Consider the following 16,252-nt stretch of genomic DNA (forward strand, 5'->3'; position numbering starts at 1 on the left):
GATTGTCTTCATTTCACTGTCGTTCGTAGTCGAGGCTCGTTCCATGAACGGCCTCTCATTCGACGGCGGCAATCGGGGGGCAGTGGATGGCTACAATGATTTGCGCACTTGGACAAAAGACTATTTACGAAGCTATGGATGAGCTTTGTTCATTCATGCTAAGGAACCCATGGCGGGATCGGGCAACGGCAAATGACAAGACGGCTTCCACAACTGGAATCCATTCGTGCTTTCGAGGTCATTGCCCGGCTGGGCAGCTTCAAGCGCGCCGGCGATGAGCTGAATGTTACGCCAAGCGCGCTCAGCCACCGCATCGCCGATCTCGAAGCCGATCTCGGCGTGCTTCTGTTCACCCGCCATGTCCGCCGCGTCGAACTCACGCTTGAAGGCGAAAGATTGTCCGCGGGCGTGCGACGCGCACTGCTGGAAATCCAGAGCACGATCGCGAGTGTCGCGCGCAACGAGCGCACGAGGCTGAGGGTCACCGCCATTCCTTCGCATGCCGTGCGCTGGCTGGCCCCGCGTCTGCACAGGTTTCGCAAAAAGCATCCCGAAACAGAGATCGACATCAATGCGGATCTTGCAGTCGTCGACCTTTCGCAGCGAACAGTCGACATCGCATTGCGCTTCGGCGGCGGACACTATCCGGCCGTCGAGACCGAATGGCTGATGGCAGATGCGATCTTTCCTGTCGTCAGTCCCGACTATCTCGCCGCCAACGGCCCGGTCAGAGACCAGCACGATGTGCTGCGACTGTTCCGCATCCTCGACACGACGGCCGAAAATGACGAGAGTGGCGCCAATTGGCGCCACTGGTTCGAGAGAAACAATCTGCCGCTGGATACGGTTGGCGACGGCATGAATCTGAATGGCACCTTGTTGGCGGTCGAAGCGGCGGCGAGCGGTCTGGGCGTCGCCATCGCGAGGAAGTCGCTGGTCGAGAGCGATTTGCGCACCGGCAGGCTCGTCCGCCTCCTGACGACGGACATACCGACGAACTGGAACCACTACGTCGTCGTCCACCCGTCCATCTCCGCCTGGGAGCCTGCCAGATCGTTCATCAACTGGCTGAAGGCGGAAGCCGGCGACAACACCGGCGACGGTTGACCTCGGCGGCCGTCTAGGAGCTCTCATCACATCGTATCGGCCATTTGCTCATCCTTGCGGCCCGACTGGTTTGCGGTCTTGGCGGCAAGCGCTGCCGCCATCTGGCTCTCCAGCTCGCGCAGCTTGGCGTCGAGTGTCGCCATGCCGCCCCAGGCGAATGTCGCGCGGTACAGCGGTGCGATCTCGGGCGTCAGGAATTCGACCAGGGTTTCGTCCTCGACCCAGACCTTGAGCACCTTGAACAGGCGGGCATCGATCAGCCCGCTATGCCAGCCCATGCGGGCGGCAATGCCCTGGATGGTTTCGGTCGAATTGGGCGTGCTGAGCAGCACATGCGAGCCGGAGCGCAGGCGCATGTTCGGGTCGAAGCCGATGCCGAGCGGCGCTTGCTGGTCCAGAACCGTGCCGCACGGCAGGATTTCGATCAGCGAGCCGAAATCGTCGCCGAGGCAGACAAACCATGCGCCCTCAGGAAATGGCGGCGACGGCGCACGAACCGCGGTGGCGACAAGCATTTCGGCAAGGACGCTGGCGACGGCCTGCGGATCGCGGGCGTTGAATGAAGCGTGATGCAGCATGGCAATACTCCTGTTTTCAACGGCGGCGGCCGGCAGAAGTGCCGACCCATGCCGCGGCGTTCCGCAAAAACTGAATCACCGGCTGAGCGTCAGGATGACCGCGGCAAACAGGCAGGCGTATTCGGCCAGTCCAAGCACAAGGCGCAAATTGTGGTTGGCCGCCCAGCTGTCGCGCGTCTGCGCCCAATCATCGGGGATGGTCACCGGCGTCCAGCTCTGCACCTGTTTGTTGAGCGGCACCTGACGGCTGACGGTGAAGCCAATGTCGATCACCACCAGCGCCGCGGCGACGATGGTCAGGATGCGCGGCAGGCCGGCATCGACCGCAAACATCGCCATCGCCGCGATCAGCACCAGCGTCGTCAGCCTGACTAACGGCATCACGCGGGTAAACGTCCGGTCGCGCATCTGATGCATGGCCATGTACTGGCCGGCGGTAAGATCATCGATGCGAAAATCGTGGATTACACCCGAGACGTAGATGCCGGCAATAATTCCAGCCAGCGCAAGCGAAGCCGCCATCAAGAAAATGTCCATGTCTTTTCCCTGCCCGAATGTCGTTTCCCTGGCCAAAATCGCCGCAGAGGCGAGCCCGACACCGCGTCGATCGCAATGTCCTGGCCAATGGCCGGGGTATTAAAGCAGGCGAACGGTCCGGGCTTGGGTAGGATGGAACGATGTTTTGGGCAATGCGGCCCTCCGATTGCGTCGGAAACATCAAGTGCCGTGAGATCGAAGCCTATCAGCAAACCTTGACGCGTACTTGCCAGCGACCGGTCAAATTCGTATCAGACCGTGCTGGCCAATGGCGCATCACGCTGAATTGGGAGGAGCATCCGTGCCGGAAAAAACCCGGACAAAACCGACAGGCTGGATGGCGACCGGAACGGCTGACGGCCAGGTGGTCACGCCTGACTGGATACCCATCGAGCCGGTGGCGATCGATGGCGTGAGGGTCAAGGAGATCAGGCCGGTCGCAACCTCCACTGGCTATCTGACCGAGATCTTTCGCGAGGAGTGGGAGCTCGATTCGGAGCCGGTCGGCCAGGTCTTCCAACGGACCTTGTATGCCGGCGCGGTGACTGGCTGGCATGCACACGCGGTGACCACCGACCGGCTGTTCTGCTGCGTCGGCAGCGTTCGCATTTCGCTGTTTGACGGACGCAAGGCCTCGCCGACCTTCGGCGCCGTCTGGCACAAGATTATCGGCCCGTTGCGCCCGGCGGTCGTCATCATTCCACCCGGAATATGGCACGGTGTTGTTTCGCTCGGAGCGGAGACGGCGGTGCTGCTCAACCTCGTCGACAAGGCCTATGCCTACGATCAGCCCGACCATTGGCGCCTGCCGCCAGACACTGACCACATTCCCTACAGACTGGTGTAGCGTGGAAGCATCGGCGCAGCGCGATCAGGCCGGCGGCGAACCGCTGGTCTCGATCGTGATCGCGACGCACAACCGGCCGGCAGCACTGCGGCAGGCATTGACCAGCGTCATGCGCCAGACGTTGCAAGGCTGGGAAGCCTTGGTCATCGGCGACGATTGCAGGCCGGATACGGCGGCCGTTGTCGCTGAATTTGACGATGCCCGCATCGTCTACATCGATCTTCCTGTCAATTTCGGCGAACAGTCCGGTCCCAACAATATCGGCTTTGCCAGGGCGCGTGGCCGCTTCGTCGCCTTGCTCAACCACGACGATCTGTGGTTTCCCGACCATTTGGCGGCGATGACCGGCTGGATCGACGCCTCGGGCGCCGACGTGGTGCTGGCGCGCGGTGCCGTCATCCAGCCGCCGTCGGCGGCCGGCAATCCTGTCAATTCGATCTTCGGGATCGGCAAGGATGGTTTTTACGACCCCGTCACGACGGAAGGATTTGGCTCGGCACACATGTTTCGCCGCGCTTCGTTCAGCCTGCTCGGACCTTGGCGACCCGCCAGCCAGTGCTTTTGCGAAAGCTCGCAGGACTGGCTGTTTCGGGCATGGCGAAAGGGCGCGGTGATCGCGACGATGCCGCACCTCACGGTGATCAAGTTGCATTCCGGCATACGCAAGGGTTCCTATCTCGGCGACAATGCGCAGGAACAGAAGGATCTTCTGGATGCCATGCAGACGCCAGACGCCTTGCGCGTGAAAATCCTTGGCTGCGCGGGCGAACCCATTCGCCTGGCGGCATCGAGTTATCTCAGGCGCAGGCTGATGGCGGCTCTTGGCATCCATCCCCGCGCCCGCGCCTTCCGCCGCAAGTATAAGCGTGGCGCCTTCCTTGCCAAGCTGCGGCGCCTGCGTGGCCTGGCGCCGATGCCTGAGCGCGAACCTGGCGTGAGCGAATTGCTCGATCGCTACAGCAAGCGCGGCGATGCCGGCACCGAGCCGGATGAGGGTTGACTGCCACCAGCGTAAATCTCAAACCAAAACCCGCGGGATCGCTCCCGCGGGTTTGTTCCTGAAGCAGTGGCGTTGCCTTAGCCGTGCGCGAGCACGGCCAGCAGCAGAAGCGCCACGATGTTGGTAATCTTGATTGCCGGGTTGACCGCCGGGCCGGCGGTGTCCTTGTAGGGATCGCCAACCGTGTCGCCGGTGACCGAAGCCTTGTGCGCTTCGGAGCCCTTGAGGTGCTTGACGCCGTCCTTGTCGACAAAACCGTCCTCGAACGACTTCTTGGCATTGTCCCAGGCGCCGCCGCCCGAAGTCATCGAGATGGCGACGAACAGGCCGTTGACGATGACGCCGAGCAACGAGGCGCCGAGTGCCGCAAAGGCGGACGCCTTGGAGCCCGAGATCAGCTGCACGCCGAAATAGACGACGAGCGGCGCCAGCACCGGCAGCAGCGAGGGGATGATCATTTCCCGGATCGCCGCCTTGGTCAGAAGGTCGACGGCGCGCGCATAGTTCGGCTTGGAGGTGCCGGCCATGATGCCCGGATCCTCGCGGAACTGCTTGCGCACTTCCTCGACGATGGCGCCGGCCGCACGGCCGACGGCCGTCATGGCGATGCCGCCGAACAGATACGGGATCAGACCGCCGAAGATCAGGCCGGCGACGACGTAGGGATTGGAGAGGTCGAAGGAGACATCGCCCATGCCCTGGAAGTACGGATATTTGTCGCCATTGGCGGCAAAGAACTTCAAATCGTTCGAATAGGCCGCAAACAGCACCAGCGCGCCGAGGCCGGCCGAACCGATGGCATAGCCCTTGGTCACCGCCTTGGTGGTGTTGCCGACCGCGTCGAGCGCGTCGGTGGAGTGGCGCACTTCCTTGGGCAGGCCGGCCATTTCGGCAATGCCGCCGGCATTGTCGGTGACCGGGCCGAAGGCGTCGAGGGCGACGATCATGCCGGCAAGGCCGAGCATGGTGGTGACCGCGATCGCCGTGCCGAACAGGCCGGCGAGCTGGTAGGTCGAGATGATGCCGCCGACGATGACGATTGCCGGCAGTGCGGTCGATTCGAGCGACACCGCAAGTCCCTGGATGACGTTGGTGCCGTGACCGGTCACCGAGGCCTGGGCGATGGAGTTCACCGGGCGCTTGTTGGTGCCGGTATAGTATTCGGTGATCACCACGATAAGACCGGTCACAACGAGACCGATCAGGCCGCAGATGAACAGGTTCTTGCCGATGATTGTCATGCCGGCGACGGTGCCGACCTCGCCCCAGCCGACAGTTGCCGAGGTAGCGACGCCGAGACCGACGATCGACAGCAGGCCGGTGACGATCAGGCCTTTGTAGAGGGCGCCCATGATCGAGCCGTTGGAACCGAGCTTGACGAAGAAGGTGCCGACGATCGAGGTCAGGATGCAGGCACCGCAGATCGCGAGCGGATAGAGCATCGCCGCACCCAGAGCGGCGGTTCCGCCGAAGAAGATGGCAGCCAGCACCATGGTGGCAACGACGGTCACCGCATAGGTCTCGAAGAGGTCGGCGGCCATGCCGGCGCAATCACCGACATTATCGCCGACATTGTCGGCGATGGTGGCCGGGTTGCGCGGATCGTCTTCGGGAATACCGGCTTCGACCTTGCCCACGAGATCGCCGCCGACGTCGGCGCCCTTGGTGAAGATGCCGCCGCCCAGACGGGCGAAGATCGAGATCAGCGAAGCGCCGAAGCCGAGCGAAACCAGCGCATCGATGACGATGCGGTCATTGGGCTGCAGGCCCATCGGGCCGGTCAGGATATAGTAGTAAATCGACACGCCGAGCAGCGCGAGGCCAGCCACCAGCATACCGGTGATGGCGCCCGACTTGAAGGCGATGTCGAGACCGGCGGCGAGGCTGTTGGACGCCGCCTGCGCGGTGCGCACATTGGCGCGCACCGAGACGTGCATGCCGATGAAACCGGCGGCGCCAGAGAGCACGGCGCCGATCAGGAAGCCGACCGCGGCGGTGATCGAGAGCAGCCACCAGGCGAGCACAAGCACGACCACGCCGACGATGGCAATGGTGGTGTACTGGCGCGCCAGATAGGCTTGCGCGCCTTCGCGGATGGCGGCGGAGATTTCCTGCATGCGTGCGTTGCCCTGATCGGCTGCAAGAACCGATCGTGTCGCCCAGATGGCGTAAAGGATTGAAAGCAAGCCGCAGGCGATGACGGCAGAAATGATGGTCATTGCCGAATTTTCCTCGATTGATGGCCCAAAAGAACCCCTCCCTGGGCCGTTGGTGCGGGGAGCGGATAAAGCCTAGGCGGAATCCGTCCTTCGCAGCGGTGTATGCGAAACAGGGCTCGGAACGTCAAGATATTGTTCGGTTTTTGCCCCGCTTTCAGCCAAAAGTTTAGGCCAGAACATTCCCGTGGCCGATGCCTTGCTATTAGATCGGTTGAAATGACGCTGCGTCAGTCACTGCTTGCCCGCAGTCCAGCGAAGGTCAATCGCCAGTCTCCTGCCCCATCTTGCGCGCCGTGTAGCGTTCGATCGCCGAAAGGCCGTCATAGATCAGCACCGCAAGGGCAGCGACGATCAGGCCGCCTTGCAGGACGAAGGCGAGATTGTTGGACAGCAGGCCGGCGATGATCACCTCGCCCAGCGTCTTGGCGGCAACCGTCGAGCCGATCGTCGCCGTGGCCAGGCTGATCACCACCGACAGCCTTATTCCGCCCAGAATGATCGGCGCGCTCAGCGGCAATTCGACCTTGACCAGTCTTTGCCAGCCCGTCATGCCGGCGCCGCGCGCGGCCTCCATGATGTTGCCCGGCAGCGTTGTGAGGCCGGTCAGCGCGTTCTCGAAGATCGGCAGCAGGCCGTAGAGAAACAGCGCAATCAGCGTCGGCTTCTCGCCGAAACCGACGGCGGGCACCGCCAGCGCCAGCACCGCCACCGGCGGAAAGGTCTGGCCGATATTGACCAGGCTGCGCGACAGCGGCAGGAATTCGGCGCCCGCCGGCCTGGTCACCAGGATGGCAAGCGCCACGGCAACGATGGTTGCGGCGACGGTAGCGATCAGCACGGTCCTGAGATGCAGCAGGGTCAGCGTCAGCAGGCTGCCCTGATTGTAGATCGCCGGCGCATTGTTTTCGGTCAGCGGCTTCAACAGCGGCTCGAACCAGCCGGGATTGGTGACGAAGGCTATGAGAAGCACCACCAGGGCAAGCCTGAGCAGCGAAGGCAGCCAGGCTTTTAGACCGGCCCCTTTCATGCCGGCCTCGCCGCGCGCTTCACCAGCCCGTCGACGGTGACCCGGCCGAGCGGCTTGCCGTCTTCGCCCTTGACCGGCAGCGCCGGCCGGCCCGACCACAGAAGCTCGGCCAGCGCGTCGCGCTGGCTGGCGTCGCCTGGGATCGCCTCGCCTTCGGCAGTCCCCTTTTCCACGGCGTCGCGCACGCGGCCGAGCGACAAGAGCCGGAACGGCTTTTCGCTGGCGCCGACCAGGGTTTCGACGAAGGCGTTCGCCGGCCGCGCCAGGATCTCTTCCGGCTTGGCGTATTGCACCAGCTTTCCGGCATCCATGACGGCGATCTTGTCGCCCATGTGGACCGCCTCCTCCATGTCGTGGGTAACGAGGATGATGGTGGTGCCGAAGCGCTTCTGGATTGCCAGCAGGTCCTCCTGCGCCTTGGTGCGGATGATCGGGTCGAGTGCGCCGAACGGCTCGTCCATCAGAAGCACATTGGGCTCGGCGGCGAGCGCGCGGGCGACGCCGACACGCTGCTGTTGCCCGCCGGACAGTTCGTGCGGGTAGCGCGGGCCATAGGCCTCGGGGTCGAGCTGGTAGAGTGTCATCAACTCATCGACGCGGGCCTTGATGCGGTCCTTGTCCCAGCCCAGCAGGACCGGCACGGTGGCGATGTTCTGCGCAACGGTGCGGTGCGGGAACAGGCCGTGGCCCTGGATAGCGTAGCCGATGCTGCGGCGCAGCTCGTAGCCGGGCAGCGTGCGGTTGTCGTTGCCGTCGAGCTTGATGACGCCGGCGGTCGGCTCGACCAGCCGGTTGATCATTCGCAGCAGCGTCGTCTTGCCGGAACCGGAGGTACCGACAATGACGCAAACCGTACGCGGCCGGACGACCATGGACACGTCGTCGACCACGGTCGTCGCGTCATAGCGCTTGGTAATGCCTTCGATCTCGATCATGCCGTTTCAACCCTGCGCCTGGTGGCGGTCATTTCGATTACTGCGTCGAGGATGATGGCCGCGGCAAAAGCCAGCGCCACCGTCGGCACGGCGCCCAGCAGCACCAGGTCCATCGCCGTCTGGCCAACGCCCTGAAACACAAACACACCGAAGCCGCCGCCGCCGATGAGTGCTGCGATGGTGGCCAGGCCGATGTTCTGCACCAGCACGATGCGGATGCCGGTGAGGATCACCGGAAAGGCCAACGGAAACTCGACGCCGAACAGGCGCTGGCCATCGGTCATGCCCATGCCGCGCGCTGCATCATCGGCCGCGCGGGGTACGCCGGCAAGCCCGACCACGGTGTTGGCCACCACCGGCAGCAGCGAATAGAGGAACAAGGCAACGAAGGCGGGCGCGGTGCCGATGCCTCTGATACCGAGCGCTGCGGCACCCGGAACATGGGTGGCGACCCAGCCGAGCGGTGCGATCAGCAGGCCGAACAGCGCGATCGAGGGTATGGTCTGGACGATGTTGAGCACGTTGAGCACACCGGCGCGCAACCGTTCGACGCGATGGCATAGAATGCCGAGCGGCAGGCCGACGATCACCGCCGCCGCCAGCGACCCCAGCGCCAGTGTGATGTGCTTGGAGCCTTCGGCCCAGAAACTATCGGCGCGGTTTGCATATTCCTTGAGGATCGACAGGCTGTCCCACTGCCCCGATATCAGCAACAAGCCGATGGCCAGCGCCGCGACGACGAGCACGCCGACGCGGGCCGGTGGCGACAGGTTGAGCCTGGTCAGCACGTCGGCGAGCAACAATGTGAAGGCAAAGATCAACAGCCAGAACCCGGAAGCCGGCGAGATGCGGGCGAAGGTGTTGCCGGCCGGCATCAGGAAGGTGCCGGCGACACCGATCAGGATGGCAAGGGCGGCGAGCGCCACGACGCTTGCGGCCAGGCGCAGGCCAAGCGGGGTTTTCAGCAAGGCAACAATTGCGGCCACGACGACGACTGCCAGCAGCAGCGGCCCGATCGTTGCGGGCAACGCCTCCAGCATCGAGCGCGCCTGACCGGGAACGATACGATTGGCGCGGAAGGTGGCGAACGGGGCCAGAAACGCCGCATAGGCAACGATCGCCGCGATAACCATGCCGAGCTTGTCGAAACGCAGGGTCATGGATGCCCCTCATGAGGAGCGATTTTCCACGTTGCGCAGACTACGCTGGTGATCGGCGAAAGCCGACGCGAAATCCGATCTCCCCCTTTGCGGGGGAGATGGCCGGCAGGCCAGAGGGGGGTGTGAAGGATCGCCAGCTTTCGAGCGTCGGCTTGTTCAGAAGCAACCCTGTCGAGGCACGCACCTGCTACCGGTTGTGAGGTCGGCGGGACAGCACCCCCCTCTGTCCTGCCGGACATCTCCCGCGCAAGGGGGGAGATCAGCAGCTTCCAGAGAGGGGTGTCTCGCACCAGCGTCACGATCAGCTATGCGCTGACTACTTCAAAAACCCGTTCTTCTTCAAAAAGTCCTCGGCGACACCCTTGACCGGCTCGCCGCCGACCTGGACGCGGCCGTTGAGTTCCTGCAGCGTGACGAGGTCGAGCTTGGCGAACACCGGCTTCAACAGCGTCTCGATCTCCGGATGCTCTTTCAGCACCGCTTCGCGGATGATCGGCGCCGGCTGGTAGACCGGCTGCACGCCCTTGTCGTCGGCGAGCACGACCAGGCCGGACGGCGCGATGCCGCCGTCGGTGCCGTAGACCATGGCGGCGTTGGCGCCGTTGGTCTGGTTGGCGGCAGCACCTATTGTCGCGGCGGTGTCGCCGCCCGAAAGCGCGATCAACTGCTCGGGCTTCAGCGTGAAGCCGTAAGTGGTCTGGAACGCCGGCAGGGCTGCCGCCGAATTGACGAACTCAGCCGACGCCGCCAAAACCACCGTGCCGCCGCCGGCGACGTATTTGCCGAAGTCGGTCAGGGTCGCCAGCTTGTTGGTCTCGGCAACCTCCTTGCGCAGCGCGATCGCCCAGGTGTTGTTGGCCGGTGACGGCGACAGCCAGACGATCTTGTTGGCGTCATAGTCGAGCTTCTTGGCGGTCTCATAGGCCTTGGCGGCATCCTTCCAGACCGGATCGTCGGCCTTCTCGAAGAAGAAAGCGGCATTGCCGGTGTACTCGGGATAGATGTCGATCTCGCCGGCAGTGATCGCCTTGCGTACGACCGGCGTGCCGCCGAGCTGGATGCGGTCGGTGGTCTTGATGTTGTTGGCGTTGAGCACAAGCTGGATGATGTTGCCGAGGACGCCGCCCTCGGTGTCGATCTTCGAGGAGACGACCACCTGGGCATTGGCGGAGGCGGCCGTGATGCCGAGCGCCAACGCCGCGCCGGCCAGAATCTTGACTGAAAACATTGTGAAAACCCCTTGCTTTGGACCGAAATGCGGTGGCCGCATATGAGCATGGCTTCAACGCCCCGTCGGGGCACACGGTTTCATAACAATGGGTAGAGACGCAATAATTTTGTGCGGTCGCCGCGATTTTGGCCGGCGCCATGCTGACCGGTCGTGCCAAGCCAAAGATAGAACCGGATCAGGCGCGGGCTTTGCGCGATCCGGTCAGTTTGAGCGCGCCAAGGGCGACGAAACACAGGGCGACGACCGGGAAAACCAGCCAGTTCAGCATCTCCCAGCCCCAGGCATTGTAGATGGCGCCCGACATTAGCGAGGCGAAGGCGACGGAGCCGAACAGGACGAAGTCGTGGAAGCCCTGCACCTTGCTCTTTTCGGACGGATGGTAGCTGTCGGCGACCATGGAGGTGGCGCCGATGAAGGCGAAATTCCAGCCGAGGCCAAGCAGGATCAGCGCCGTCCAGAACTGCCACAAATGCAGGCCGGACAATGCCACTGCGGCGCAGCCGATGAGCAGGACCAGGCCGGTTGCGACGATGCGTTCGGCGCTGAAGCGATGGATCAGCGATCCGGTGAAGAAGCTCGGTGCAAACATCGCCATCACATGCCAGGAAATGCCGAGCGTGGCGTCGTCCGTCGACAGGCCGCAGCCGACCATGGCCAGCGGCGCGCCGGTCATGACGAAACTCATCAGCGCATAGCTGCCGACGGCGCAAAACAGTGCCGCGACGAAACGCGGCCGGGTGACGATCTCGGACAGCGGCCGGGCGTCGCTGGACGCGACTTGCGCGTGGCCGGGAGCCTTGGCCGGGATGCGCAGGAATGACAGGATGATGGCGCCGGCCGCCGCCAGAACCGGAATGGCCACGAACGAGCCGGCAAACATCACCGGCGCCAGCAATTCGCGGGTGAAGATGACGATCTGCGGCCCGAGAATCGCGGTGATGACGCCGCCGGCCAGCACGAAGGAAATGGCGCGCGCCTTGAATTCGGGCGGAGCATTATCGGCGGCGGCGAAGCGGAACTGCTGGACGAAGGCGCCGCCGACGCCGATCACCAGCAGCGCGAAAGCGAACAGCCAGAAGCTGGCGTGGAACAGAGCCAACGTGGAGATGACGCCGCCAAGCGCGGTGACGATGGTGCCGGTCATGAAACCGCCGCGCTGGCCGAGCCAACGGATGATGGCCGCGGCCGGCAACGCGCCGAGCGCCACGCCGATGTTGAAGCCGGTGATTGGCGCCGTTGCCAGCGACTTATCGGGGCCAAGCAGATATTGCCCGGCCAGCCCGCCCATGGAAATTGCAATCGGCGCAGCCGAACCGATAATCGCCTGCGACGTCGCCAGGATGATCGCCGTGCGGCGCGCTTCCCTTGCTGCGCCGGCGACGGTGCGGGTCACAATGCGTCCTTGCCGCGCCCCTCGCCCCGCACCCGGCGCGACACACGGTCGAGCACGGCGTTGGTCAGCTTCGGCTCGTCTTCCTCGTAGAAGGCCTTGGCGATGTCGACATATTCCGAAACGATGACGGCCACCGGCACGTCGTCGCGCTTCATCAGTTCGTAGACGCCAGCGCGCAGGATGGCGCGCAACGTCGAATCGAGTCTGGACAGCGGCCAGTCTTCCGTCAGCGCCTGGCGTATGATCGGATCGATGGTCGTCTGGTTCTCGACGACGCCGGCCAGGATGGCGCGGAACCACTGCGCGTCGGCCTCGCGATAAAGCGCGCCGTCGACTTCCTTGCCGAGCCGGAACGCCTCGTATTCGGCGGTGATCTCGAAGACGCCGCTGCCGGCCACGTCCATCTGGTAAAGCGCCTGCACGGCGGCCAGACGGGCGGCGCCACGCTTATTGGCATGGCGTGTCGCGGGCTGGCCGGGCGAAGCGGGTTCGCTCACGATTGCGCTCCCAGCTTCTCCTTGACCGCGATCATGGTCAGCGCCGCGCGCGCGGCAAAGCCGCCCTTGTCGCCCTCCGAGCGCTTAGCGCGCGTCCAGGCCTGCGCGTCGTTCTCGGTGGTCAGGATGCCGTTGCCGATCGCAATCGCTTCCTGCACCGAGAGATCCATCAGCGCGCGGCTCGATTCATTGGCGACGATGTCGAAATGATAAGTGTCGCCACGAATGATGGTGCCGAGCGCGACAAAACCATCATAGTCCTTGCCGCCCTCGCCCATGCCGTCGAGCGCAAAAGTGATCACTGCTGGAATTTCCAGCGAACCGGGAACGGTGACGACGTCATAGGTCGCGCCGGCTTCGTCGAGCGCGCTCGTCGCGCCGTCGAGTAGCGCGTCGGCAAGATCGTCATGAAAGCGCGCCTCGATAATCAGAAGGTGGGCCTTCTTCTTCGGGCGAATGAACGCTTTGCCGTGTTGGGATGTGCCTGCCATGAATGTCTCCGGGGGTAGCCGGTGACTTAGGCCGAAGCCGGTTTGATCGCAAGCGGAAGATTGCTGGAGGCGAAGCGTAGCCTAGCGCGTCTTTGGGCTGGGCGTCGGTAGCGGGCACTCGCTGCAGAGGCTTTCAGCCCAGACGAGAACAGCTTCGTGATCCACTAAACGACCCGCGTCTACATCGGCCATTGCTTCGCGCGTAAGCCGCTTTTTCTGTTCGATTGTGAGTCTTGCGGCCATCAAAGCCCCTCTTTCGCCGCCTCGACTAGGCGCGCGGCGTAGCGGGCCATGGTGTCGATCTCGAGGTTGACCTTGTCGCCGACCTTGCGCTCGCCCCAAGTGGTCACGGTCAGCGAATGGTGGATCAACAGCACATCGAAACGGGCGCCTTCGACCTTGTTGACGGTGAGCGAGGTGCCGTCGAGTGCGACGGAGCCTTTTGGGGCAATGAATTTTGCCAGTTCGCGCGGCGCCTCCAGCGTGAAGCGAACGGCATCGCCTTCATCCTTCCGCTCGACGATTTCGGCCATGCCATCGACATGGCCGGAGACGATGTGGCCGCCAAGTTCGTCGCCGATCTTCAATGCCCGCTCGAGATTGACCTTGGTGCCTGATTTCCAGCCCGACGCCGTGGTCAGCCTGAGGGCCTCTTCCCAGGCTTCGACCTCGAACCAGCGTGCGTTGGACCCGCCATCTGGCAGCGCCGTCACCGTCAGGCAGACGCCGCCGCAGGAAATCGAGGCGCCAATAGCGATGGTCGCGGGATCATAGGCAGTGTCGATGCGCAGGCCGACGCCTTCGCTCAGCGGCTTAATGGCCGCGACAGTGCCGATATCGGTGACAATTCCGGTAAACATCGATGCTGATCCCTAGAGGTCCCTTATCCATTCCGCATGGACATCTTCCCCGAAGCGCATCTCGCGCAATTTGCGGAAGCCTGCCGGGATATGGTTGGCGTCGACGGGCGATACAATGCCGCCCTCGCCGATCGCTTCCGGTCCCTGGAACAGTACGATGCGGTCGACCAGTCCTTCGGCGAGGAAGGCGCTGGCCACCTTGGCGCCGCCTTCGACCAGAACGCTGGCCATGCCGAGCGCGCCGAGATCCTCGAGCAGCTCCGGCAAGGCAATGCCGCCTTCATGGGTTTCGGTGCCGATGAAGCGCACACCGGCACGCTCCAGCACCGACCGCCGCAGCGGGTCGGCCTCCAGGCTCGCGGCGATATAGAGCGGCACCCGGTCGATGCCGGAGACCAGCTTCGAGGCTTCGGGCAGCCTGATCTGGCGGTCGAGCACGATGCGCGCCGGCGAGCGGTTCTCCAGCCCCGGCAGCCGCACGGTGAGCGCGGGATCATCCTCCAGCGCCGTGCCGATGCCGACCAGTATGCCATCGGCTTCGGCGCGCATCAGATAGACTTCGCGGCGGGCGACATCGCCGGTGATCGCAACCTGGCCGGCGCCATGCCTGCCGATCTTGCCGTCGCTGGAAAGCGCAAGCTTCAGAGTCACTTCCGGGCGCTTTTTCAGGGATCGAATCAAATAGCCGGCCATCTGCTCGGCGGCTTCCTCGGCCAGCACCTTTTCGACCACTTCGATGCCGGCGGCGCGCAGGATGGCATAGCCTTTGCCGGAGACGCGCGGATCGGGATCGCTGGCGGCGCCGACGACCCGCGCCACTCCGGCATTGACCAGCGCGTTGGCGCAAGGCGGGGTGCGGCCATGGTGGGCGCAGGGCTCCAGCGTGACATAGGCGGTGGCGCCGCGCGCCAACTCGCCGGCTTCAGCCAGCGCCTCGGTCTCGGCATGCGGCCGGCCGCCAACAGCGGTGACCCCTGTGCCGACGATCATCGGGCCGGCGCCATCGTCGCGAACGATTATGGTGCCGACGGAAGGGTTGGTCGAGGTGCGGCCGGCATTTCTGCGCGAGAGCCTCACCGCCGCGGCCATGAAGCGGCGATCGAGGGCCTGCTGATCGGCCTTCCCTGACGTTTGGCTTGCCATGCTCAGCCGGCGTCCTCTTCGCTCTTCAGCTCGTCGCCCTTGAGCTCGTCGCCTTTGAGCTCACCCAGCACGTCATGGAAGTCCTTGGCCTCGCGGAAATTGCGATAGACCGAGGCGAAGCGGACATAGGCGACGTCGTCGAGCGACTTCAGCGCTTCCATGACGAGCCGGCCGACCTCGCCCGAGGCGATTTCAGTCTCGCCGGAGCTTTCGAGCTGGCGCACGATGCCGGTGACGGCGCGGTCGATGCGCTCGGGATCGACATTGCGCTTGCGCACCGCGATCTCCACCGAACGCAAGAGCTTGTCGCGGTCGAACGGCACCTTTCTGCCGGACTTCTTCACCACCACGAGGTCGCGCAACTGGACGCGCTCGAAAGTGGTGAAACGGCCACCGCAATCGGGACAGACGCGCCGCCGGCGGATCGCCGCGCCATCCTCGGCGGGGCGCGAATCCTTCACCTGCGTATCTTCGGACTGGCAATAGGGACAGCGCATGGAGAGCCTTCAGGTTGGCGATTCTGGCGGAACGATAGGCTTAGAGGTTTTTGCCGGGACGGCAAAGGTTCGGCAACGACCGCTCGCGCCCTCAGAGATAGCGAGGCGGGAGGAAAATTGCCAGCCGCGCCAGATATGTCAGGGGGCGACGTCCTTGGTCGGGAAGCCGCAGGACGTTCCGAGGTTGCGGTAGGCCTTGGTGAAGCCGTCCATAGGGATGCTGGCGACGGCTTGCTTGCCGAACGTCACGTCGAGCGAGATGACCTGGCGCATGGCCCGCAACAAAGCGAGACTGGTCTTGGCCTGGTTGTCGACGGTCCAGCTCGGGCGGCCGGCATCATTGGAATAGACGGTCGCGGAAACCTTGACGCCGGGGTCACCGAAGGTCGCGGCGATCTTCTTGCCGGTCGGCAGCTCCTTGTTGGCGACGGTGAACATGATCGCCGGATAGGCATCGGGCGGCAGGGCGTCGCCAGTCGAGATCGAAAGCGTCAGCGTGCCGGCATTGCCGTTGCCGTCGACAAAGGCTGTCGAGGCCGCACAGGTCTTGTGCGAATCCTGGCCGGTGTCGAGCGCATCGATGATCGTGGTCCACCTGCCAAAGGTGCTGGTGGCCGGGATATCCGTGCCCGGCTGCGTCTGCTCCTCGGCGATCGCGCACGACACAGTGAAGGTGGCAAGCAAGCCGAGGAAGGCCAGAACGGCAGGATGGAACATGCGCATCGTCAGA

18 protein-coding genes are annotated in these 16,252 nt (G+C 64.0%); 3 read left to right on the plus strand and 15 right to left on the minus strand.

Features of this window, described 5'->3' with window-relative positions; all coding sequences use genetic code 11:
- The first annotated feature begins 192 nt into the window (after positions 1-192).
- Positions 193-1,107, plus strand: coding sequence for a LysR substrate-binding domain-containing protein (locus NKH35_RS18305; protein ID WP_023730859.1), 915 nt, complete (start codon positions 193-195; stop codon positions 1,105-1,107).
- A gap of 26 nt (positions 1,108-1,133) precedes the next feature.
- Here the strand turns inward: NKH35_RS18305 and NKH35_RS18310 are convergent, their stop codons facing one another.
- Together NKH35_RS18310 and NKH35_RS18315 are read right to left on the minus strand one after the other, a co-directional pair.
- On the minus strand, positions 1,134-1,685 hold the full coding sequence (locus NKH35_RS18310; protein ID WP_023730858.1) for a hypothetical protein: 552 nt from the start codon (positions 1,683-1,685) through the stop codon (positions 1,134-1,136).
- A 75-nt stretch (positions 1,686-1,760) separates the two neighbouring features.
- Positions 1,761-2,222: an anthrone oxygenase family protein gene (locus NKH35_RS18315; protein ID WP_023739315.1), complete on the minus strand. Its 462-nt coding sequence runs from the start codon at positions 2,220-2,222 to the stop codon at positions 1,761-1,763.
- Positions 2,223-2,523: 301 nt separating this feature from the next.
- On the opposite strand from NKH35_RS18315, the gene NKH35_RS18320 reads away from it, so the two are divergent.
- Positions 2,524-3,069, plus strand: a complete 546-nt coding sequence (locus NKH35_RS18320; protein ID WP_245259899.1) for a dTDP-4-dehydrorhamnose 3,5-epimerase family protein — start codon at positions 2,524-2,526, stop codon at positions 3,067-3,069.
- 1 nt (position 3,070) lies between these two features.
- Entirely contained in the window at positions 3,071-4,069 is a 999-nt protein-coding gene (locus NKH35_RS18325; protein WP_352498379.1) for a glycosyltransferase family 2 protein, read from the plus strand.
- A 77-nt stretch (positions 4,070-4,146) separates the two neighbouring features.
- On the opposite strand, the gene NKH35_RS18330 is transcribed toward NKH35_RS18325, so the two are convergent.
- From NKH35_RS18330 to NKH35_RS18385, 13 genes are all read right to left on the minus strand, one after another.
- Positions 4,147-6,288, minus strand: coding sequence for a sodium-translocating pyrophosphatase (locus NKH35_RS18330; RefSeq protein WP_023689501.1), 2,142 nt, complete (start codon positions 6,286-6,288; stop codon positions 4,147-4,149).
- A gap of 259 nt (positions 6,289-6,547) precedes the next feature.
- Positions 6,548-7,315, minus strand: coding sequence for an ABC transporter permease (locus NKH35_RS18335; RefSeq protein ID WP_023682385.1), 768 nt, complete (start codon positions 7,313-7,315; stop codon positions 6,548-6,550).
- Positions 7,312-8,250: an ABC transporter ATP-binding protein gene (locus NKH35_RS18340; protein WP_023753649.1), complete on the minus strand. Its 939-nt coding sequence runs from the start codon at positions 8,248-8,250 to the stop codon at positions 7,312-7,314. Before NKH35_RS18340 ends, NKH35_RS18335 begins: the two co-directional genes overlap by 4 nt.
- A complete protein-coding gene (locus tag NKH35_RS18345) occupies positions 8,247-9,410 on the minus strand; it encodes an ABC transporter permease (RefSeq protein ID WP_023753650.1) in 1,164 nt (387 codons plus the stop codon). The genes NKH35_RS18340 and NKH35_RS18345 overlap by 4 nt, the downstream gene beginning before the upstream one ends.
- Positions 9,411-9,726: 316 nt before the next feature.
- The gene (gene osmF / locus NKH35_RS18350; RefSeq protein WP_352915731.1) at positions 9,727-10,638 is read right to left on the minus strand and encodes a glycine betaine ABC transporter substrate-binding protein OsmF; all 912 of its coding nucleotides are present in this window, start codon (positions 10,636-10,638) and stop codon (positions 9,727-9,729) included.
- A gap of 178 nt (positions 10,639-10,816) precedes the next feature.
- A complete protein-coding gene (locus NKH35_RS18355; RefSeq protein ID WP_352915734.1) occupies positions 10,817-12,034 on the minus strand; it encodes an MFS transporter in 1,218 nt (405 codons plus the stop codon).
- Positions 12,031-12,531 (minus strand): transcription antitermination factor NusB, encoded by a 501-nt coding sequence (gene nusB, locus NKH35_RS18360; protein ID WP_023669355.1) that lies wholly within the window; start codon positions 12,529-12,531, stop codon positions 12,031-12,033. The genes NKH35_RS18355 and nusB overlap by 4 nt, the downstream gene beginning before the upstream one ends.
- Complete coding sequence (ribH, locus tag NKH35_RS18365; protein WP_352915736.1) at positions 12,528-13,022, minus strand: 6,7-dimethyl-8-ribityllumazine synthase; 495 nt, start codon at positions 13,020-13,022, stop codon at positions 12,528-12,530. Before ribH ends, nusB begins: the two co-directional genes overlap by 4 nt.
- Positions 13,023-13,103: 81 nt before the next feature.
- Positions 13,104-13,265, minus strand: coding sequence for a hypothetical protein (locus NKH35_RS32030; protein WP_502900586.1), 162 nt, complete (start codon positions 13,263-13,265; stop codon positions 13,104-13,106).
- Positions 13,265-13,882 carry a riboflavin synthase gene (locus tag NKH35_RS18370; RefSeq protein ID WP_027049600.1) on the minus strand — a complete coding sequence of 206 codons (618 nt, stop codon included), beginning with the start codon at positions 13,880-13,882 and terminating at the stop codon, positions 13,265-13,267. The genes NKH35_RS32030 and NKH35_RS18370 overlap by 1 nt, the downstream gene beginning before the upstream one ends.
- A gap of 12 nt (positions 13,883-13,894) precedes the next feature.
- Complete coding sequence (gene ribD, locus NKH35_RS18375; RefSeq protein ID WP_023750736.1) at positions 13,895-15,025, minus strand: bifunctional diaminohydroxyphosphoribosylaminopyrimidine deaminase/5-amino-6-(5-phosphoribosylamino)uracil reductase RibD; 1,131 nt, start codon at positions 15,023-15,025, stop codon at positions 13,895-13,897.
- Between the two features lie 2 nt (positions 15,026-15,027).
- The gene (gene nrdR, locus NKH35_RS18380) at positions 15,028-15,522 is read right to left on the minus strand and encodes a transcriptional regulator NrdR (RefSeq protein WP_023669351.1); all 495 of its coding nucleotides are present in this window, start codon (positions 15,520-15,522) and stop codon (positions 15,028-15,030) included.
- A gap of 138 nt (positions 15,523-15,660) precedes the next feature.
- Positions 15,661-16,245: an invasion associated locus B family protein gene (locus NKH35_RS18385; RefSeq protein ID WP_352915740.1), complete on the minus strand. Its 585-nt coding sequence runs from the start codon at positions 16,243-16,245 to the stop codon at positions 15,661-15,663.
- Positions 16,246-16,252 lie beyond the last annotated feature (7 nt).

This window comes from Mesorhizobium sp. M1143 (assembly GCF_040318435.1).
GTDB lineage: Bacteria > Pseudomonadota > Alphaproteobacteria > Rhizobiales > Rhizobiaceae > Mesorhizobium.

Coding starts and splice junctions, on each gene's coding strand:
- NKH35_RS18385 (WP_352915740.1), bottom strand. CDS start 16,245: ATGCGCATGTTCCATCCTGCCGTTCTGGCCTTCCTCGGCTTGCTTGCC.
- ribD (WP_023750736.1), bottom strand. CDS start 15,025: ATGGCAAGCCAAACGTCAGGGAAGGCCGATCAGCAGGCCCTCGATCGC.
- NKH35_RS18340 (WP_023753649.1), bottom strand. CDS start 8,250: ATGATCGAGATCGAAGGCATTACCAAGCGCTATGACGCGACGACCGTG.
- NKH35_RS18310 (WP_023730858.1), bottom strand. CDS start 1,685: ATGCTGCATCACGCTTCATTCAACGCCCGCGATCCGCAGGCCGTCGCC.
- NKH35_RS18335 (WP_023682385.1), bottom strand. CDS start 7,315: ATGAAAGGGGCCGGTCTAAAAGCCTGGCTGCCTTCGCTGCTCAGGCTT.
- NKH35_RS18330 (WP_023689501.1), bottom strand. CDS start 6,288: ATGACCATCATTTCTGCCGTCATCGCCTGCGGCTTGCTTTCAATCCTT.
- NKH35_RS18370 (WP_027049600.1), bottom strand. CDS start 13,882: ATGTTTACCGGAATTGTCACCGATATCGGCACTGTCGCGGCCATTAAG.
- osmF (WP_352915731.1), bottom strand. CDS start 10,638: ATGTTTTCAGTCAAGATTCTGGCCGGCGCGGCGTTGGCGCTCGGCATC.
- NKH35_RS32030 (WP_502900586.1), bottom strand. CDS start 13,265: ATGGCCGCAAGACTCACAATCGAACAGAAAAAGCGGCTTACGCGCGAA.
- ribH (WP_352915736.1), bottom strand. CDS start 13,022: ATGGCAGGCACATCCCAACACGGCAAAGCGTTCATTCGCCCGAAGAAG.
- NKH35_RS18345 (WP_023753650.1), bottom strand. CDS start 9,410: ATGACCCTGCGTTTCGACAAGCTCGGCATGGTTATCGCGGCGATCGTT.
- nrdR (WP_023669351.1), bottom strand. CDS start 15,522: ATGCGCTGTCCCTATTGCCAGTCCGAAGATACGCAGGTGAAGGATTCG.
- NKH35_RS18305 (WP_023730859.1), top strand. CDS start 193: ATGACAAGACGGCTTCCACAACTGGAATCCATTCGTGCTTTCGAGGTC.
- NKH35_RS18315 (WP_023739315.1), bottom strand. CDS start 2,222: ATGGACATTTTCTTGATGGCGGCTTCGCTTGCGCTGGCTGGAATTATT.